Origin of the sequence: Bordetella genomosp. 13, assembly GCF_002119665.1 — a bacterium.
Lineage (GTDB): Bacteria > Pseudomonadota > Gammaproteobacteria > Burkholderiales > Burkholderiaceae_B > Bordetella.
This window is the reverse complement of record NZ_CP021111.1, coordinates 4,757,241-4,776,310: the sequence shown is the minus strand read 5'-3', so window position 1 is coordinate 4,776,310 and position 19,070 is coordinate 4,757,241. Positions and strand designations below refer to the sequence as shown.

Here is a 19,070-nt window from a genome sequence, read left to right as displayed (position 1 = left end):
GTTGCCGCCGCCCGGCGCGCGCGTGGACCGGCCGGCGGCGGCGACGCGCGCAGTGGCCGCGGCAGCGCCGCGTGCCATTCCCGGCTGAGGGGCTGCCGCCTGAGGGGCGGCGTACGGCCTGGCTTCATCGCTTCAGCGTCCTCCGTATCCCGCAACGTATCCCGCCTCGTTTCGCGCGAGATGCGCGCGTCCGTCAATATCGCACGGTCAGCGTTGCCACCACGCTGCGTCCCATGCCCGGGTACAGGTTATAGCGCGCCGTGGGGCCCAGGTACTGGAAGGACGAGTCCGCGCCGCGGATGCCGTAGGTGGCGTATTCCTTGTCGAACAGGTTGGTCACGGCCAGCGTGCCTTCGATGTTCGGCGTGAAGCGGTAGCCGGCCTTGGCATTGAACAGCACGTAGTCGTCGATCTTGGTGGAGAACTGGTTGGCCTGGTCGTTGTCCATGCGCGAGCTGCCCACGTACTGTGCCGACACGCCGAGGAACAGCGCGTCCGTGGGGCGCCACGTGACGCCGGCATTGGCCAGCCATTCCGGCACCAGCGGCACGCTGTTGCCGCGCAGGTCCACGCCCAGATAGGTGCCCGAGCGGAATTCGGCCTGCATCCAGGTCACGTTGCCGTCCAGCGTGATGCGGGGCGTGACGGCCCAGCGGCCTTCCAGTTCGATGCCCTGGCGGCGCGTGGGCGACAGGTTGACGTTGGCGCCCGAGCCCGGCCCGAACGCGCCGTCGGCCAGCGGGTTGTACTGGATCTCGTTCTTCAGGTCGTAGTGGAACCACGCCAGGCGCGCGCTGGAGGCGCCCTGCGCCCACAGCACGCCAAGTTCCTTGTCGGTGGACGTCTGCGGCCGCAGCGGCGTATCCACCGACAGCAGTTCGTCGGCGTTGGGCAGGCGGAAGCTGCGGCCGATCTTGCCATAGGCGCTGAAGCCCGCGGCCAGGTCCTGGCGCGCGCCCAGCTGCCACGCGCTCAGGTGCCGGCTGGTGTCCGAAGAGGTGTTCGAGCCGGACAGCACGTCCAGGTCGCTGGCGGCGTACTGCCGCCGGCCGCCGAGCGTGATGGTGGTGCCCGGCGCGGCGCGCAGCGTGCCTTCGGCGAACACGGCGTGCTGGCGCTGGCGCGACAGCGAGGTCTGGTCCACGTCGTACCAGGGCGAGGTGGTGGCGTTGGTGCGGCTGTACAGCCCGTCGACGCCCGCCACCACGCTGTGGCCTCCGTCGAACGGCAACTGGTAGCGCAGGCTGCCGGTGGTCTCGCGCAGCTGCTGGTCGCGCAGGGTCTCGCCGAAGCCGTCGTCGCTGAAGCCGTCCAGGTCCTTGTCGCGCTGGCTCAGCTCGGCGTACAGCGTGCCGCGGCCGATCTGCTGCCGCATCTGCAGGCCGAACGCGTCGGTGCGGCTCTTGACGTAGTCGTCTTCGTAAGTCGCGCCGCGAGGATCGTCCTCGAACTGGTTCAGGCCGGTGCTCGGGTCCACCGCGCGCGGGCCGGGCAGGCCCAGCTTCTGGCTGGTGGTGCGCGCGTACAGGCGGATAGACCCCGTGTCGTGGCGGAAGGTCAGCGCGCCGCCGCCGCCCGCGCGGCGTTCCTTGTTGTTGTCGCGGTAGTTGTCCGTGTCGAGCTTCTGGCCCCAGGCCTCTACGCCGACCTTGCCGTTGTTCATCTGCACGCTGGCATCGGTCTGACGCAGCCCATAGTTGCCGATGGAGAAGGTGGCGCGGGCGTCCACCGGACGATCGAAGCCCTGGCGCGTGATGATGTTGACCACGCCGCCCGTGGCGCCGCCGCCGTACTGCACCGCGCCGCTGCCGCGCACGATCTCGATGCGCTCGATCTGGCCCAGCGGGATGGTGCCCAGCGAGGGGGCCGACAGGTCGTTGTCGTTCTGCTTGATGCCGTCGATCAGGATCAGCGTGTTGCTGGCGCCGGTCAGTCCGAAGCCGCGCAGGTCGACGATGGCGTTGTCGCTGGAACCCGTGTTGTTGATCAGGTGCACGCTGCCCTGCGTGGACAGCAGGTCCTGCAGGGTCCGCGCGCTGCTGGCCGCGATGTCGGCCGCGTCGATGACCGACACCGGCACGGGTTGGGCGCGGCCGTCGGTGGGCACGCGCGAGGCGGTGACGGTGATGGTGTCGAGCTGGGGGGCGGCGGAAGAGGCCGGAGCGGCCGTCTGGGCCAGGGCCGCCAGCGGGGCGGTACAGGCCAAAGCGCCGGCATAGCGCCGGATGAAACGGGAAGTCATGAGTAGAGCCTCGAGATGACGCGCGACCCCGCACGTCGAAACGGGAATGAGGCCGTCCGCCGCCCGATGCCTCGGACCTGGCGGGTACGCCCTCGCGTTCGAACCGGCCGGTATCGGGCTGCCATGGCCATCGCCATGGGGACCGTTGCGGGGGCAGCACAGGCTGGGCTGGGCGCGTCGTGCGGCGCCCATATTGCCTTCCTGTTTCCCGTTTACCTTTCGCGCTTCAAGCCGAAAGCACCGTTTCGGGGCGTGAATGTATCACTTTGCGCGGCGTTTGATGGAGCTTGTTTTATTTACGCCACGCTGGCCGCGCTTCAGTCGATGCCCTTTTCGCGCTTCCATTTGCCGAAGCGCGCGTCCAGCATGTCGCGGACCTCCGCGTATTTCTCGGCGGTGTCGGGCTCGTGGTAGATCGAGGGCAGATCGTCGTCCGACAGGTCCACGTAGTCGTCGAGGTAGTGGTCTTCGTAGTAGTCCTGGGCGAAGGCGTTGCCCAGGTCTGAAAACTGGAGATTGGTCAGCATGCTGTCGCAGCAGCGCTTCAGAATGTCAGAGCCCTTGAGCCTGCCGGCGCGCAGGTCTTCGAGCTGCGGCTTGGACGTGGCGCGCAGCAGTTCGCTTTCGAGGTTACGCTCGATCGCCCACGCCAGGAACATGCCGATGTGGGTGTGCGCGGCCCGCGCGTCGAGGTCTTCGGGGAAGTCCTCGTCCTCGGTGTGCCATTCGGTGTCGTCGTATGTGATCTGCTGAGTCATGGTGTGGCCTTCGATGGCAGGGGTACGCGCCGGGAGGATACTACGCCGGGACAACCCGGCACGCTTGCGATGCCAGTGGGCTCAATCTTCGTCGGGTTCGACCAGGCCCCGGTCGATCAGCAGCTGCAGCATGTCGGGGCCTTCCTCCTCGTCGCCGTCGAAGATGTCGACGCCGTCGAGCATGTAGGCGCGCAGCAGTTCATCCACGGCGCGGTCCTCGTCTTCGCCGATCTGCCACAGGGCCTTGCCCAGCATGTAGTGGACGAAGGGATTCTCCGGGCCTCCCGGTGCATTGAGCGCATCGAACAGCACCTGTACGGCATCGGCATAGTTTTCCTGGAAGTAGCACGCTTCACCAATGGATGCGTTCAGCCACATGTACGCTTCCCATTCGGTCTTCGGCTCGGGCAGCAGGTCAAGAGCCTGGCGCCATACGGCCTCGGCGCCCTCGTTGTCGCCGTCTTCCATCAGCACATTGCCTTCCTCGGAGAGCGCCTCGACCCGTTCATAGATGTCGTCAGGCAACTCCAGAGGGACGTCGCTATCGGGGGACGCCGTCTGCGTGCCGGGTACGCCGGGAAGCACGGGGTCGACAGGCGTTTTCCCCTCTTTCAGCACGGCCGAACGTTCGAGGTAGAACTCGAGATAGATCGGGTCTTCACCCTGAAAGGGGCGACGGCGAAACTGCTGGAACAGCTGGTCGAACAATTCAAAGGCTGCCTGAAATTCACCAGCTGCGTAATGCACCTTGGCAGCAATGAACTCTGTGTAGGGGTCAGGATCGGGTCCGTAAGCCTCCCGCGCGAGTGCGAGCCAGGACTTGGCCTGTTCGATCCGGCCATTCTCTCGATAGAAATTCGTCATGGCGGCTGTCATCGAGCCTGCGTAGTCGTACTCGAGCTTTGGTTCCGGGATGACATTCCAGGCCTCGAGGTAAAAGCGCTCCGCGGCGTCGAAATCGCCGGCCTCCCGCGCTTTACGACCTTTGGTCGCAAGACCTATGTATTGTTCTTCCACTTTCGGAGGCAGAGGGCGGGGATCTGACATTTCTGAATTCCTGAATAGAACCGGAGAGCACTTCACCTACTTGGCAGGTAGACGATAAATCTCAGGGCTTCTCGCGCCGGCCGCCCGGTTTGGATTGAAATGCTCCAACGTGTAGTTCTTGGAGTCGAGCATCCATTTTCGGACTTCCGGCGCCTTCCTGCCAAATTTGTACCCCGTGCGGTTCCACCACGTTACGACATCGGTGGGGGTGTGCGCCATATCGGCGTCCCGCAGTGGGTACCACTTCTTTCTTGCTTCCGAGTAGAACTGGGTTTCCCCGGTATTCGGATCCTCGCGGAGTTTTCCGTTCTTCCGCATGCGGTCCTGGACTTCCCGTCCCGTCCGCGAGTTCTTCCCTGGTGTGCGACCGACATTCTGTTCGCGGTTGCTCTTGCGCCGCGGCTTGCCGCCCTTGCCGCCGCCGCCTTTCCCACCCCCACCCTTGCCACCGCCGCCGCTGCCACCCCGGCCGCGTCCGCCGGTATTGCCCGCTCCGCGTCCCGAACCGCCGCCGCCCTTGCCGCTGGCCGTCTTCGCGTTGCTGCCGCCGCGCGCGCCCTTGGCCTGCGAGGCGCCGCGGCTGCCGCCCTTGCCGCCCTTCGCGGCGCCGCCGGCCGCGCGGCTGCCCGCGCCTCCGCCGCTGCCGCCCGAGCCCAGCAGCACCACCTTCACCTGGCTGGGCACGATGCGCGCGCCCACGGTGTTGGCGCGGTTCTGCACGGTCATGCTGGTCAGCCGCGTGGCGGGGATGGCCTTGAACAGCGTGTTGGGCACGCAGGTGACGTGCCGCGACGGTCCCATCACGGACGGCGATATCAGGCCCAGCGCCAGGCCGGGATTGTCGCCGTTGGTCATCGGAATGACGGTGGCCATGTTGTGCGCGGGCATTCCCATCAGCAGGATGTTCCACGCGTTCGGAATGGCCATCGGCCCCAGCGCGAAGTTGGGGTAGGGAATGGGGATGAGCGCGGGCGGCGTCTTGCAGATGTCCGGAAAGGCCAGGTCCAGGCCCATCAGCTGGCAATTCGCGAACATGGCGTTCCAGGCTCCTTGTGCGGCGAAAGGCGTGCGGTTGTCAGTAGCCGGCCCGCGGCGCGGCGGGGCGGGCGGCGGACCAGCGTTCGGCTTCGAACAGTTGCGGATCGTTCTCCAGCAGGCCGGCGCGGCTGTCGAAGCGCGTGCCCGGGATCAGGGCGCGATGCATCTGGGTGCGGGCGAAGCGGCTGCCGCGGAAATCGGCGTCGCTCAGGTCCGCGTACGAAAAGTCCGTGTATTCCAGCTCGGCGCGCGCGAACGAGGCACGCGCGCAGCGGGCGCGATGCAGGATGGCCTGCGTCAGGTCGGCGCCGCTCAGGTCCGTGCCGTCCAGCAGGGCGTCCACCCACAGGCTCTGCGGCGCGTGGATGCCCATGCCGCGCACGTCGCGCAGGTCGGCGGCGACGAACAGGCAGCGCGGCGCCTGCGCGCGGCTGAGGTCGGCGCCGCGCAGCGACGCGCCCTTGAAGCCGGACTGGCCCAGCTTCGCATCGCTGAAATCGCAGCGGTCGAGGTTGCAGCCGTGTATCTGGCAGCGCTCCAGCCGCTGGCCGGCGAAGTCGTGGCCGCTGAGATCGGACTCCACGCACACCACGCCTTCCCAGTCGGCCCCGACGATGCGCGCCCGCGTCAGGTCGATGCGGTAGTACAGCGTGCCCTTCTGCACGGTGCCGGACAGGTCGGCGTCCGTCATCTGGCAGTCGGTGAAGGTCACATGGTTGCGCAGATCGGCATGCGCCAGCGTGATGCCCGCCAGGTCGGTCTGCGTGAAGTGGCAGAAGTCCAGTTGCGCCTGGCCCATGTCGGCGCCGCGCAGCGAGCCGCCCGACCAGGTCATCTGCCGCGCGACCAGGCCGTGCAGGCGGGCGCCGCCCGCGTCGCATTGGTCGAACACGCATTCGTCCAGGGCGGCGCCGCTGAATACCGCGTCCTGCAGCCGGCATAGGCTGAAGCGGCTGTCGCGCAGGTCCACCCCGCCGAAATCCAGTCCGCGCAGGTCGCAATTGACGAATACCGCGCCCGCGTAATCGCCGGACGGCAGCTGCAATGCGCGCAGGTCGAGGTTGTGCAGGGGTTCGCCGCCCTTGATGCGGGCTTGCAGGGTTTGCGGCGTCATGGCGAGGTCTTCCCCGGTGCGGCGGGCAAGGTCTTCGTCTGCTTGACGTATGCGCCCGCGGTAAGCGTGGTGTCGTCCAGGATGCCCTGCGAGACATCGGTACGGAACAGGTTGGCGCCGCGCAGGTCCGCGCGCCTGAAGTCGCCCTTGGTCATCAGCGCATCGATGAGGTCGGCGTCGCGCAGGTCGGCGCCTTCCCAATAGGCGCCCATGAACAACGAGCCTCGCGCATCGGCGCGCACGAAGCGGGCGTCGCGCAGGTTCGATTCCGACAGGTCGCAGTTGTGCAGGCGCGCGTGGCTGAAGTCCGCGCCTTCCAGTTCGGAGTCGCGAAGATTGCAGTCGCGCAGCAGGGCCTCGTTGAAGCGGGCTTCGTGCAGGGGGCTTTCGACGAACGCGCAGCTGGTCAGGAAGGCGCCGAGATAGCTGGGAGGGCTGTCGAACTCGCAGCGCATCCACGTGCACGATTCGAGCGTGGCGCCGTCATAGTTGACGCCTTCCAGCGCAGCCTGCAGCCAGGTCACGCGCTCCAGGCGCGCGCCGGCATGGCTGCCGCCCGACAGCTTCGAATCCTGCCAGATCATCAGCTCGCGCAGGCGCGCCTGCTCGAAGCGGCAGTCGATCATCGTGATGCCCATCCAGGCACACTGTTCCAGCGCGGCTTCCTGCAGATTGCAGTCCTCGAGGTACGCCTGGTCCATCACGGTTTTCTCGAAGCGCGCGCGGGCAAAGTCGGCCTGCCGCGCCTGTACGGCGCCGAGGTTCGCTTCGGTGAAGTCCGCGCCGCCGCAGTTCGCGCCGTCCAGCGTGGCGCGGGTCAGCACGGCGCGGCGCAGGTCGGCGCCCGACAGGTTGGCGCCGGACAGGTCGGCGCTCTCCATCCACGCGCCATGGCAGCGCGCGCCCGATAGGTCCATGCCCGACAGGTCCACACCCGTCAGGTCCAGGCCGGACAGGTTGCGGCTGCCCTGCATCAGGCCTTCCACGCGGCGGCGCATGCGCACGCTGCGGCCGGGCAGGGCGGGCTGCACCGGCTGCTGCAGGTGCGCGCCGTGCCGGTACAGTTCGTTCCTGCGGGCCTGGGCTTCGTCCAGCATGCGTTCGATGTCCCCGACGTCCACCTGGCCCGCATGGCGGGACTGCACCTCGCGGGCAAGCTCGACCAAGCGGCCCGTGCCGTCGCCTTGCGCGCCGGATTTCGGCGGTCCGCCGGGCGGCGGATCCTGCGCTTGTTGCCGCGCGTCCTGCATGCCCGAGGCGCCTGCCTTCGAGGCGGCGAACTCGGCTTCCAGCCTGGCCTCGCCCTCGCGGCGCTCGCGCGCGGCGTCGAGCTTGGCCAGGCGCGCCTGCCGCCGCATCCTGCGCAGGTGATCCGGGATCTCGTCCAAACTCATGTCGTCGGGCTCGGGCAGGTCCGCCGTCAACCGATAGGCCGCTGGGTCATGTCCCTCTTCCTTCACCCGGTCCAGCATGTCGCGCTTCAGGTTCAGCGCGCGCTGCCGCATGTTCACGGCCAGCGGCGTCGACACGGTCGCCTTCATGTCCACCAGTTCGCGCATCAGCGTCGCCGGCACCAGGTCGCTGTCGCGCAGCGCGTAGGCGGCGCCATGCTCCTTCGACAGGCGGCGCGCTACCGTCAACTGGTAGTGCCGCGGGTCACGCGCGGGCGCATCGGCCAGTTCCAGCGCGGGCATGATCAGCGACAGGTCGGAGCCGTCGTCAGTCTGCAGCGGCGCGGCGCCATGGAACATCAGGACCATGCGCTCGCGGTCTGGAAAGAACCACACCGTGGTGTGGCGCAGCGCCACTTCCTCGAGTTCGGCGGATTCGCCGCGGCGCAAGAACACGCGCGCGCGCCAGCGCGGCACCTCGCCCTCCAGGATGGCATGCGCGGGATGCATGTTGCCGATGCGGTAGGGCGCGCCCTCCGGCAACTCGGGCATGCCGCGGAACCATTGGTCTGGCGAGGCCGCGTTGAAGTAATGCGGATCCAGGTTGTCGGGCAGCCCCGGGAAGGCCTTCTCGATATAGCTGGGGTCGTAGCTGCCCGTCAGCTTGAAGCGGCGCGGGCGTATGGGCGACACCGGCCCCAGCCCGGCCGGCGCGCACTTGTCGCGCGCGCGCATCATGCGCCGGTCGAAGTCCTCGACCTGCGGCGCCTGGCGCACGCCATGGGCGTCCGTCGCGGCGCCCAGGCCCACGGGGTTCTCGTCGAAGCCCGGGCCGCCGTAGGCATGGCGCCAGTTCACGGGCACGCCGTGCACGGGCAGCGGTTCGGTGGTGGCGCCGTCGTCCACCCAGGCACGCTTGCCCGTCACCAGCAGTCTCTTTTCGCGGTCGGCGACCTGGACCAGCACGGCGCAGCGGCCCGGCGAGGCGGGATCGTGCGACCAGGCCTTGCCGGACACCAGGAATTCGGCGCACGGTTTCGGAATGGACAGGTCGACGGCTTCGTCCTCGTCCAGTTCCTCGCCCATCATCTTCCACAGTTCGGACTCGGCCAGCAGGACCGGCTCGGCGTCCATGGTGGCCAGCGCAAGGACGGTCAGTCCCAGGTGATGGCCGCCCTGGTACTGGTAGGGGCGGCTCAACAGGCCCAGCCGCAGGGGTTTCAGGATGCGCATGCCGTGTGCTGTGCGTGCGCGCTATCGCACCCGCAGCGGCGAGCGCTCGCGGTCCACGGCCACGCGGCGGGGATCCGCGGGGTCGTACAGCACGTGCACGGTCTTGCCCGAAGCGAAGTTGGACAGCAGGGCGTCCTCGACCTTCACGACTACCTCGGACTGCTGCGGCGCGCCGGTCTCGGAGGGCATGCGCAGCGACAGGCGCAGGCGCGTCATCCGCAGGTTCTCGGTCTCCATGATGCCGTCGTGCCGCACGTCCGTCACCGTGGCCTCGCCGCGCGCGGTGTTGGGGGCGTGCTGCAGCGCATGGGCCGCGCGTTCCTCGGCGCTGGGCATCATGCTCTGCGTCATCACCATGTACATGAACAGCGGCACGCCCCAGATGATGGCGTAGCCCCACAGCGGCATGTCCTTGCCGGCGGCCAGCACGGTGATGACCAGCGGCACGCCGATGCAGCCGATCCTGAGGATCAAGCGCAAGGTGCGCTCGGAGAGTCCGGTGTCGGTGACGATCGAGCCGGGCGAGTTCTTCGTCTGCATGATGTGGTCACCCCAACAGGTGCAGGGCGCGCATGTTGACCCAGGGTCCGCCCATGCCCATCGTGGCCGCCGTGCTGTAGGCCTCGAGCACGTTCATGACGATGCGGGTCTTGCCGCCGTCGTTGCGGAAGTCGAAGTAGTCGAGCTTGACCGCCGACCACTGGAAGTTGACGCCGAATACCTGGCCGCGCAGTCCGTAGACGTCCGCTTCCACTCCCGTGGCGGTCGCCTTCCAAGACGTGGCCACCAGATGCTTCGTGTACCAGTGCGTGGTGTTCGACGCATTGGTGACCTTCCAGTTCGGCGTATCCACCGTCATGCCGGTGGGGGCGGTGATGGTGTATTGGCCCGTGACGGTCTCGTCTATCGTGCCGTTGAACGTGCGGGTGGTGTTGCCCGTCACCGTGGCGTTGACGTCGCCCGTCGTGGTGTCGGTCACCGCGCCGGTGATGGTGCGGTTCACGTCGCCGGTCGTTTCCTGCGTCAGGTTGCCGGTAATGGTCTCGTCGACGTCGCCGGTGGTCTCGTCCACCACGTTGCCGGTGATGGTGCGCGTGACGTTGCCAGTGGTGGTTTCAGTCACGTCCCCGACGATGGTCTGGTCGACGTTGCCGGTGATGTCCTCGATGAAGTTGCCCGTCAGCGTGCGCGTCTCGTCGCCGGTGATGGTCTCGTTCACCGGGCCCGTGACGGTGCGGTCCGCGCCGGACATGAAGGTTTCGGTTTCCTGCCCCTGCACGGTGGTGGTGCGCGCGCCCACCACCATCAGTGTGTCGTCCACGCCGATGGTGGTGGACCGGTTCAGGTCCACCGAGTGGGTCTCGTTGGCCTCGACCTCGGTGTCCATGTTGCGCTCGGCGTGCAGCCAGATGCGCTCCTGCCCGGAGGCGTCCTCGAACATCAGCGCGTTGGCCGTGCCCGGATCGCCGTTCTTGCTGCGGCTGAGAAAGCCGCTCTGCGTGGCGTTGGCCGGCAGTTCCCACGGGGGCATGTTGCTGGCGTTGTAGACGCGGCCGATGACGATGGGGCGGTCGGGCTGGCCGCCGATGAAGTCCACGATGACTTCGTCGTTCACGCGCGGCATCTGGATGCCGCCGAAGCCGCCGCCGGCCCAGGGGCTGGACACGCGCACCCAGCACGAGCTGTTCTCGTTCTTCTGGCCGTAGCGGTCCCAGTGGAACTGCACCTTGATGCGGCCGTACTGGTCCGTCCACAGTTCCTCGCCGGCCTTGCCCACCACGCGGGCGGTCTGCGGGCCGTGCGTGCGCGGATGCGGCGTGACGCGCTGGGGCCGGAAGGTCGTGCTGGAAGGGATGACCGAGAAGCGCACCTCGAAGACGTGCGCCGTCTCGTCATTGCTGGAGTAGTCGGTTTCCTGGATGTCGTACGAGACGCGGTGCACCAGGTACTCGCGGTTCTCGACGTTGCGCGGATGGTTGCGCAGCGTGAAGGTGCGGCCCGTGGTCATGGCGCGGGCGTTGCTCAGCCCCTCCACCGTGGCCTGTTGCACCTGCAGCGCCTCGAGCTGCACCAGCGAATAGCGCTCGCCCTGGTCGGGCTCGGTATAGCCGCCCATCCACTCGTACACTTCGAGGTCGCCATGGGCGTACTGGCCGGGGTTGCTGCGCAGGGCGTCCAGGCTGGCCGTGGGTTTCTTGAAGTCGTAGTCCACCGTGGCGAACTTGCCCGGGGTGATCTGTTCGGCGGGCGCCCAGTACGACACGTATTCGCGGATGGGCTGGGTCAGCCGGTCGGGGCCGATATAGGGCAGCAGGGGATCGCCGTCCAGCGGCTGGTGCTGCGCGGTCTCGTCGCCCAGCACCAGCGTGTGCTTGCCGTCGGTGTGCTCGAACCAGTAGTGGATGCCCTCGTGCTCCATCAGCCGGCTGATGAAGTTGAAGTCCGTCTCCTGGTACTGGACGCAGTATTCCCATTGCCGATAGCCGCCGCCCAGGCGCGTCTCGACCGGAAAGCCGTATTCCGACAGCACGTCCTGCAGCACTTCGGGCACCGTCTTGCCTTGGAAGATCTTGCTGTCCACGGTCTGCGTCAGGTACCACAGCCACGGCCTGACCGTGGCGCGATACACGTAGTGGCGCGAGGTGGGGCTGGCGCGGCCCACCAGCGTGCAGCGGGTGATCTGGCCGTTCAGGTAGCGCGTGCCCATGGGCTCCAGCGCGATTTCCAGCGTGACCGGGTTGCCCAGCATCTGGCGCAGATCCAGCGAATACGACGGCGAGGTCATCTCGAGTTCGAATTCGAACAACGCGGACATGCTCTCCGTGCCGCTCAGGGCGCGGAACTCCAGCTCGGGTTGCGAGATCTTGAGAACGACGTGGCGATTCATGCAGTTTCCTGCGAGGCTGAGGGAAGACCGGGAAGCGGTCAGCCCATGTGGATCTGGTCGGCGTCGACTTTGACGACGTCGCGGCCGGTCACTATCGTCTGGCGCGCATGCACGCGCGCGGTCTGGTCGGCCTGGTAGTCGATGTGCCCCGCGCGGGCCTGTTCCATGCGTTCGGCCAGCCGGAAGATGTGTTGCGCCAGGTGCGAAATGCGGTCCATCACGACTTCGCAGTTGCGGCCCACCACGCGCAGCGAGGCCACCGTCGCGCGCACGCCCACGCCAAGGAATTCGGTGTCCTGCAGGGCCAGCCGGGCGTGCGGTGCGTTGACCTTCAGCATCTCGCCGTCCAGCGACACGTCGGTGCCCGTCAGGGTCAAGTCGCGTGCCGCCTGCACATGGACGTTGCCGGAACGCGAAACCAGCGTCAGGTCGCCATCGACCTCGATGCGGCTGGCGGCGGGGTCGGCCTGCTCGATCACGGCCACGATGTAGGCCTGGGCGGGATTAGGGCCCCAGACCAGCACGGTATCGCCCATCCGGGGGTCGAGCAGGCAACTGGCGGCGCGTCGCACGCGCAGCGCGGCGCCATGCGAGTCATGGGGGCAACGCACGACGTGCCAGCCGTCCGCGCCGAGATGCGTCACCGTGCCCAGCTGCTGCACGGCGTCATCCTCTCTGATCAACACCTGGGGCAATGCCGCCACTCCCAACTCCTTGTTGTTCGAGCCGCGCGGCTGGGTCGGGCGCGGGCAGAGTGATAGAGCCTGTGAAAGGCCCACACTATAAAAAGGAGGGCGACCTCAGGTTATGACATTGACATTAATTTACTCATGTTGTGATTTGACTAATCCAGTTGCAGTCATGCGTACGGCGCCCTCATCAGCCGCCAGCCCACGTATCCGCGGCCTTCCATGCCGCGAGGCGCCTCGCCGGGCACGGCTAAAATGGACACAATTTGCCATCGACGCATGCGCTGCCGTTTCGCGCGCATGCTTCCCACAGGATCCGCCGTGTCATACCCCCGCATGCCCTATCCCCTGACCGCCTATACGCATGGAGCGGAATTCGTACGTCAGCTGGAGAAGCGCATCCTGATCCTCGACGGGGCGATGGGCACGATGATCCAGCGTTACAAGCTCACCGAGGCCCAGTTCCGCGGCGATCGTTTCGCCGAGCACCATAAAGACCTGAAGGGCGACAACGAGCTGCTCTCGCTGGTGCGGCCCGACGTCATCTCCGAGATCCACCGCCAGTACCTCGAGGCCGGCGCCGACGTCATCGAGACCAACACCTTCGGCGCCACCTCCATCGCGCAGGGCGACTACGACCTGCCCGAGCTGGCCTACGAATTGAACAAGGCATCGGCCCGGCTGGCCCGCGAGGCCTGCGACGCCTACAGCACGCCCGAGCATCCGCGCTTCGTGGCGGGCGCCCTGGGCCCTCAGCCCAAGACAGCCTCCATCTCGCCCGACGTCAACGACCCCGGCGCGCGCAACGTCACCTTCGACGAGCTGCGCGAAGCCTACATCGAGCAGCTCAACGGCCTGCTCGACGGCGGCATCGACATCGTGCTGATCGAAACCATCTTCGACACACTGAACGCGAAGGCCGCCATCTTCGCCACCGAAGAGGTGTTCGAACAGCGCGGCGTGCGCCTGCCCGTGATGATCTCGGGCACGGTCACCGATGCGTCGGGCCGCATCCTGTCGGGCCAGACGGTCGAGGCATTCTGGAATTCGGTGCGCCATGCGCGGCCCGTCACCATCGGCCTGAACTGCGCGCTGGGCGCCGCGCTGATGCGGCCGTACGTGGCCGAGCTGTCCAAGATCTGCGACACCTACGTCTGCGTCTATCCCAACGCCGGCCTGCCCAATCCCATGGCCGAGACGGGCTTCGACGAGACGCCGGCCGACACCTCGGCCCTGCTCGAGGAATTCGCGCGGGCCGGCCTGGTGAACATGGCCGGCGGCTGTTGCGGCACCACGCCCGACCACATCCGCGAGATCGCGCGCAAGGTGCAGTCGCTGACGCCGCGCGCGGTGCCCGAGGTGCCCGTGAAGACGCGCCTGTCGGGGCTGGAGCCGCTGAACATCGACGAAGAGACGCTGTTCGTCAACGTGGGCGAGCGCACCAACGTGACGGGCAGCAAGATGTTCGCGCGCCTGATCCGCGAAGAGAAATACGACGAGGCGCTGGCCGTGGCGCGCCAGCAGGTCGAGAACGGCGCGCAGATCATCGACATCAACATGGACGAGGCCATGCTGGATTCAGTGGCCTGCATGCACCGGTTCCTGAACCTCATCGCCTCCGAGCCCGACATCGCGCGCGTGCCCGTGATGATCGACAGCTCGAAGTGGGAAGTCATCGAGACCGGGCTGAAATGCGTGCAGGGCAAGCCGGTGGTCAACTCGATCTCGATGAAGGAAGGCGAGGATGCCTTCAGGCATCATGCCCGCCTGTGCCGCCGCTACGGCGCGGCGGTGGTGGTGATGGCCTTCGACGAGCAGGGCCAGGCCGACACGCTGGCGCGGCGCCAGGAGATCTGCGGCCGCGCCTACCGCATCCTGGTCGACGAAGAGGGCTTCCCGCCCGAGGACATCATCTTCGATCCCAACGTGTTCGCCGTGGCCACCGGCATCGACGAGCACAACCACTACGCCATGGACTTCATCGACGGCGTCGCGTGGATCCGCAAGAACCTGCCGCACGCGCGCATCTCGGGCGGCATCTCGAACGTGAGCTTCTCGTTCCGCGGCAACGAGCCGATGCGCGAGGCCATCCATACGGTGTTCCTGTACTACGCCATCCGCGAAGGCCTGACGATGGGCATCGTCAACGCGGGCCAGCTGGGCGTGTACGCCGATCTGGCGCCGCAGCTGCGCGACCTGGTCGAGGACGTCATCCTCGACCGCGCCGAGCCCGAGGGACGCGAGGGCGATGCCGACGAGCGCACGCCCACCGAGCGGCTGGTTCAGTTCGCCGACACCATCAAGGGCGCGGGCGCGAGGAAGGAAGAAGACCTGGCCTGGCGCAACGCCGAGGTCGAGCAGCGCCTGACTCACGCGCTGGTGCACGGCATCACCACTTTCATCGTCGAAGACACCGAAGAAGTGCGGCAGAAGATCGCCGCGCGCGGCGGCCGGCCCATCGAGGTCATCGAGGGTCCGCTGATGGACGGCATGAATGTCGTGGGCGACCTGTTCGGCGCCGGCAAGATGTTCCTGCCGCAGGTGGTGAAGTCGGCGCGCGTGATGAAGCAAGCCGTGGCCCACCTCGTCCCTTTCATCGAGGAAGAGAAGCGGCAGATCGCCGCCGCCGGCGGCGACGTGCGCGCCAAGGGCAAGATCGTGATCGCCACCGTGAAGGGCGACGTGCACGACATCGGCAAGAACATCGTGTCGGTGGTCCTGCAATGCAACAACTTCGAGGTCGTGAACATGGGCGTGATGGTGCCCTGCGCTCAGATCCTGCAGAAGGCCAAGGAAGAGCAGGCCGACATCGTCGGCCTGTCGGGCCTGATCACGCCCAGCCTCGAAGAGATGGCGTACGTGGCTTCCGAGATGCAGCGCGACGACTACTTCCGCGAGCGGCGCATGCCGCTGCTGATCGGCGGCGCCACCACCAGCCGCGTGCATACCGCCGTGAAGATCGCCCCGCACTACGAAGGGCCCGTGGTCCACGTGCCCGACGCGAGCCGTTCGGTGGGCGTGGCCACCAGCCTGATGTCCGAGCAGTCGGCTGCCTACGTGGCCGAACTGGCGCAGGAGTACGAGGACGTGCGGCGGCGCCATGCCAACCGCAAGGCCACGCCCATCATGCCCCTGGCCGATGCGCGCGCGGCCCGGCCGCGCATCGACTGGTCGGCCTACACGCCGCCGCGGCCGAAGTTCATCGGCCGGCGCACGTTCAAGAGCTATGACCTGGCCGAGATCGCGCGCTACATCGACTGGGGCCCGTTCTTCCAGACCTGGAGCCTGTTCGGCCCGTATCCGGCCATCCTGGAAGACAAGGTGGTGGGCGAGCAGGCCCGCAAGGTGCTGGCCGACGGCCAGGCCATGCTCAAGCGCATCATCGAGGGCCGCTGGCTGACCGCCAGCGGCGTGGCCGGCTTCTACCCCGCCAACACCGTCAACGACGACGACATCGAGGTCTACAAGGACGAGTCGCGCAGCGAGGTGTTGTTCACGTGGCGCAACCTGCGCCAGCAGGGCGCCAAGCGCGAGGGCGTGGCCAACAAGTGCCTGGCCGATTTCATAGCGCCCAAGGACAGCGGGGTGGCGGACTACATCGGGCTGTTCGCCGTCACGGCCGGCCTGGGCATTGAGAAGAAAGAGGCCGAGTTCGAGCGCGCCATGGACGACTACTCGGGCATCATGCTGAAGTCGCTGGCCGACCGCCTGGCGGAAGCCTTCGCCGAATGCCTGCATGCGCGCGTGCGGCAGGACCTGTGGGGCTACGCGGCCGACGAGGCCCTGTCCAACGAGGACATGATCGCCGAGAAATACCGGGGCATCCGGCCCGCGCCCGGCTATCCGGCCTGCCCCGAACACGTGGTGAAAACCGACCTGTTCCGCGTGCTGGATGCGCAAGAAGTGGGCATGGACCTGACCGACGCCTACGCCATGCTGCCCGCGTCCAGCGTGTCGGGCTTCTACTTCAGCCATCCGCAATCGCAGTACTTCAACGTGGGCGTCATCGGCGAGGACCAGGTCGAAGACTATGCACGCCGCAGCGGCCGCACCGAGGACGATCTGCGCCGCACGCTGGCTCCCAACCTGGGATAACGCGATGCGGCGCGCGGGCGGCGGCGCATCGGCCGGCGCGAGCGCCGTTTCGCCGTGGCGTCGAGCTCCCGGCGCGTCGCCGCTATATGTTCTTTATGGCTTCGTAGCCCTTGTTTGCAACATCTTTACGCGCGCTCTTCTACAGTGATCGGACAGGCTCGGGGAGCAGTTCATGAACGCGACGGCCGCGTCGCAACGACTCCGTTGGGCCAGTCCCGACGCAGAAGGGAGCGCATATGGGCGTGATAGACGATTTCCTGCAGCACGACCGCATCCTCGTGGACGTGGACGTGCGGGACAAGGATCAGCTGTTCCAGATTGCCAGCGAGCGCCTGGCGGCGGCCTGCCGCATTTCGGCCGAGGACATTCTCGCTGCCCTGGTGCGGCGCGAGCGGCTGGGCTCGACGGCGCTGGGACAGGAGGTGGCCATGCCGCATGCCTCGGTCGAAGGGCTGGAAGGCATCCGCCTTCTGTACATGCGGCTGAAGCGCCCGTGCTTCTTCGATGACGGGGCGGGCTCGCGGGTGGTGCACGCGCTGTTCATCATTGTGCCGGCGCCGGCGAACCAGACGCACCTGGATATCCTCGCCGAAGCGGCCGGACTGTTCTCGCAAGCCGAGTTCCAGAAGGCGCTGCGGCAATGCGACCAGGCGGATCAGGTAAGAGAGGCGTTCCGACGCTGGAACGAGCGAAATCCCGCGTTGTCCGACCGCGACGCGCACTAGCGCCGCGCGCCGCGCGGGTAAGATAGGCGCGCCCGAATCCGCGTACAGGCCTTTGCCTATCCTGGTATGAACAGTACCTCTTCCGCTCCGGCAGCCGGCCACGAGGGCTCGGCGCTGCGCCGCCGTACCCTGGGCGAATTCGTCCGCAACGCTCGCGCCCGCATCACCCCGCAGATGGCCGGACTGCCCGACGGCATGCGCCGGCGCACGCCGGGGCTGCGCCGCGAAGAGGTGGCGCAGCTGTCGGGCATCAGCGTCACCTGGTACACCTGGATCGAGCAGGGCCGGGAAGTGTCGGTATCGCCCGCGGTATGGGCGCGCATCGCCAACGTGCTGCAACTGGTGCGGGCCGAGCGCGCCTATCTGTTCGAGCTGGCCGAATGCGCCGATCCGATGCACGCGCAGGACGAACCGGGCGGCCCGTCCGGCCTGCCGCTGCAGGAGTGCGTGGACGCCATCGAGGCGCCCGCCTATGTCCTGGACCGGGCCTGGCACGTCCTGGCCAGCAACGCGGCCATGCGCGAACTGTTCGATCATTGGCCGGACCGGGACCCGCATCCCAACCTGCTGCGCTACATCTTCCTGGACCCCGCCGCCCGCGAACTGGTGGTGGGCTGGGAACAGCGCGCGCGCCGCGTGGTGGCCGAGTTCCGCGCCGATGCCGGCGCGCACCTGGACGAGCCGGACGTCAGCGTGCTGCTGGCCGAACTGAACCGCGCCAGCGAGACCTTCGCCCACTGGTGGACACGCCATGCCGTGGTGGAGCGCGAAGGCGGTGCGCGCGAATTCGCCCATCCGCGCGACGGACGCTTGACGTTCCGGCAGGTGACGTTCCGGCTGGCCACGCATCCCGGGCTGAAGCTGGTGATGTTGCTTCGCAACCTCGGCTGAACAAACCTTCCACGCATATTTCTTTGATGCGCCACGCGCCGCTCGCCGAGTGCGGCGGGCACGTCGTTTGACGCTCGCCCGCTGCTTGCAGTACGCTTGTTCAACATTACGGAACTATAGTTCCGAAAAACGGAACTTGTATGAGCATTCTGGATGGCGTGCAGCGCGTGCTGTCGCTCTACGCCGATGGCGCGACCGAATTGAGCTTCACCGACGTGGCCGGGCGGCTGTCGCTGCCCAAGAGCTCGGCGTCGCGCTTGCTCGCGCAGATGCAGGCTTACGGACTGCTGGACCAGGACCCGCAGACCCGGCGATTCCGCGCCGGCGCGCTGCTGGCGCAGGCGGTACGCGCCAGCATGGCCGCCACGCCGCTGGACGAAGCCTGCCGCGCCGTGCTGGCGCGGCTGTCCGACACCTCGGGCCTTACCGCGTATCTGTCGACACTGAACCGCCACGAGACCGTGGTGCTGCAGCGCCTGAACGGTTCGCATCCCGTGCAGGTGCTGTCGCCGCCCGGATCGCGCCGCGCGGCGTCCAGCACGGCGATGGGGCGCGCGATGCTGTCGCGGCTTACCAAGGCCGAATTCGCCGCGCTGTATGGCGACGATCCTTCCGCGCCGCTGCCGCCGGAAGGGCGCGACTGCCCCGCCTCGGTCGGCGAGCTGGCCCAGCACGTGGTCCGCATCCAGGCCGAGCGCTGCGCCGTCGCCATCGACCAGGCCATGCCGGGCATCGGCGCGGTGGCGGCCGCGGTGCGCGATCCCGGCACCGGCGAACTGCGCGGCCTGTGCGTGTCCTTCGTGTCATTCCAGGCCGACGCCGCGCGCGTCGCCGAGCTGCGCCAGCTGGTCCTCGAACAGGTCGGCGGCCTGGGCCGCGACCTGCACGATCCTTTCTGGCAGGTGTAGGCGCGCCGAATCTTCCAGTCTGTACTCGCGGCCGCGCCGCGCACAACCGACG

The 19,070-nt window shown here is 67.5% G+C and carries 13 protein-coding genes and 1 riboswitch; of the genes, 4 read left to right on the top strand and 9 right to left on the bottom strand.

The window, feature by feature from the left end:
- Positions 1 to 193 precede the first annotated feature (193 nt).
- The 9 genes from CAL15_RS21515 to CAL15_RS21470 all read right to left on the bottom strand — a co-directional run bounded on the left by CAL15_RS21515 (position 194) and on the right by CAL15_RS21470 (position 12,414).
- Positions 194 to 2,242 carry a TonB-dependent receptor gene (locus tag CAL15_RS21515; RefSeq protein WP_086080357.1) on the bottom strand — a complete coding sequence of 683 codons (2,049 nt, stop codon included), beginning with the start codon at positions 2,240 to 2,242 and terminating at the stop codon, positions 194 to 196.
- 88 nt (positions 2,243 to 2,330) lie between these two features.
- Positions 2,331 to 2,502: riboswitch (cobalamin riboswitch) on the bottom strand.
- A 57-nt stretch (positions 2,503 to 2,559) separates the two neighbouring features.
- Complete coding sequence (locus CAL15_RS21510) at positions 2,560 to 3,000, bottom strand: DUF7832 domain-containing protein (RefSeq protein ID WP_086080356.1); 441 nt, start codon at positions 2,998 to 3,000, stop codon at positions 2,560 to 2,562.
- Positions 3,001 to 3,081: 81 nt separating this feature from the next.
- Positions 3,082 to 4,047 (bottom strand): tetratricopeptide repeat protein, encoded by a 966-nt coding sequence (locus tag CAL15_RS24725; protein ID WP_232468056.1) that lies wholly within the window; start codon positions 4,045 to 4,047, stop codon positions 3,082 to 3,084.
- A gap of 36 nt (positions 4,048 to 4,083) precedes the next feature.
- Complete coding sequence (locus CAL15_RS21495; protein WP_086080355.1) at positions 4,084 to 5,082, bottom strand: PAAR-like domain-containing protein; 999 nt, start codon at positions 5,080 to 5,082, stop codon at positions 4,084 to 4,086.
- A gap of 40 nt (positions 5,083 to 5,122) precedes the next feature.
- Positions 5,123 to 6,199, bottom strand: coding sequence for a pentapeptide repeat-containing protein (locus CAL15_RS21490; protein WP_086080354.1), 1,077 nt, complete (start codon positions 6,197 to 6,199; stop codon positions 5,123 to 5,125).
- Positions 6,196 to 8,823: a DUF2169 family type VI secretion system accessory protein gene (locus tag CAL15_RS21485; RefSeq protein ID WP_086080353.1), complete on the bottom strand. Its 2,628-nt coding sequence runs from the start codon at positions 8,821 to 8,823 to the stop codon at positions 6,196 to 6,198. The genes CAL15_RS21490 and CAL15_RS21485 overlap by 4 nt, the downstream gene beginning before the upstream one ends.
- A 21-nt stretch (positions 8,824 to 8,844) precedes the next feature.
- Positions 8,845 to 9,363 (bottom strand): DUF3592 domain-containing protein, encoded by a 519-nt coding sequence (locus CAL15_RS21480; RefSeq protein ID WP_086080352.1) that lies wholly within the window; start codon positions 9,361 to 9,363, stop codon positions 8,845 to 8,847.
- A gap of 7 nt (positions 9,364 to 9,370) precedes the next feature.
- Positions 9,371 to 11,710 (bottom strand): type VI secretion system Vgr family protein, encoded by a 2,340-nt coding sequence (locus tag CAL15_RS21475; protein WP_086080351.1) that lies wholly within the window; start codon positions 11,708 to 11,710, stop codon positions 9,371 to 9,373.
- A 38-nt stretch (positions 11,711 to 11,748) separates the two neighbouring features.
- Complete coding sequence (locus tag CAL15_RS21470) at positions 11,749 to 12,414, bottom strand: DUF3540 domain-containing protein (protein ID WP_157666707.1); 666 nt, start codon at positions 12,412 to 12,414, stop codon at positions 11,749 to 11,751.
- A 306-nt stretch (positions 12,415 to 12,720) separates the two neighbouring features.
- Here CAL15_RS21470 and metH point away from each other — a divergent pair, with 306 nt between their 5' ends.
- The 4 genes from metH (at position 12,721) to CAL15_RS21450 (ending at position 19,018) form a co-directional block, all read left to right on the top strand.
- Positions 12,721 to 16,494 (top strand): methionine synthase, encoded by a 3,774-nt coding sequence (gene metH / locus CAL15_RS21465; protein WP_086081231.1) that lies wholly within the window; start codon positions 12,721 to 12,723, stop codon positions 16,492 to 16,494.
- 236 nt (positions 16,495 to 16,730) lie between these two features.
- Positions 16,731 to 17,219, top strand: a complete 489-nt coding sequence (locus CAL15_RS21460) for a PTS sugar transporter subunit IIA (RefSeq protein ID WP_086080349.1) — start codon at positions 16,731 to 16,733, stop codon at positions 17,217 to 17,219.
- 66 nt (positions 17,220 to 17,285) lie between these two features.
- Positions 17,286 to 18,110 (top strand): helix-turn-helix transcriptional regulator, encoded by an 825-nt coding sequence (locus CAL15_RS21455; protein WP_086080348.1) that lies wholly within the window; start codon positions 17,286 to 17,288, stop codon positions 18,108 to 18,110.
- A gap of 140 nt (positions 18,111 to 18,250) precedes the next feature.
- Positions 18,251 to 19,018 (top strand): IclR family transcriptional regulator, encoded by a 768-nt coding sequence (locus CAL15_RS21450; RefSeq protein ID WP_086080347.1) that lies wholly within the window; start codon positions 18,251 to 18,253, stop codon positions 19,016 to 19,018.
- The last annotated feature ends 52 nt before the right edge of the window (positions 19,019 to 19,070 follow it).

Excerpts from the sequence above, each read along its gene's own strand:
- CAL15_RS21510 (WP_086080356.1), bottom strand. The coding sequence starts at position 3,000 with ATGACTCAGCAGATCACATACGACGACACCGAATGGCACACCGAGGAC.
- CAL15_RS21490 (WP_086080354.1), bottom strand. The coding sequence starts at position 6,199 with ATGACGCCGCAAACCCTGCAAGCCCGCATCAAGGGCGGCGAACCCCTG.
- CAL15_RS21475 (WP_086080351.1), bottom strand. The coding sequence starts at position 11,710 with ATGAATCGCCACGTCGTTCTCAAGATCTCGCAACCCGAGCTGGAGTTC.
- CAL15_RS21485 (WP_086080353.1), bottom strand. The coding sequence starts at position 8,823 with ATGCGCATCCTGAAACCCCTGCGGCTGGGCCTGTTGAGCCGCCCCTAC.
- CAL15_RS24725 (WP_232468056.1), bottom strand. The coding sequence starts at position 4,047 with ATGTCAGATCCCCGCCCTCTGCCTCCGAAAGTGGAAGAACAATACATA.
- CAL15_RS21515 (WP_086080357.1), bottom strand. The coding sequence starts at position 2,242 with ATGACTTCCCGTTTCATCCGGCGCTATGCCGGCGCTTTGGCCTGTACC.
- CAL15_RS21480 (WP_086080352.1), bottom strand. The coding sequence starts at position 9,363 with ATGCAGACGAAGAACTCGCCCGGCTCGATCGTCACCGACACCGGACTC.
- CAL15_RS21495 (WP_086080355.1), bottom strand. The coding sequence starts at position 5,082 with ATGTTCGCGAATTGCCAGCTGATGGGCCTGGACCTGGCCTTTCCGGAC.
- CAL15_RS21450 (WP_086080347.1), top strand. The coding sequence starts at position 18,251 with ATGAGCATTCTGGATGGCGTGCAGCGCGTGCTGTCGCTCTACGCCGAT.
- CAL15_RS21455 (WP_086080348.1), top strand. The coding sequence starts at position 17,286 with ATGAACAGTACCTCTTCCGCTCCGGCAGCCGGCCACGAGGGCTCGGCG.
- CAL15_RS21460 (WP_086080349.1), top strand. The coding sequence starts at position 16,731 with ATGGGCGTGATAGACGATTTCCTGCAGCACGACCGCATCCTCGTGGAC.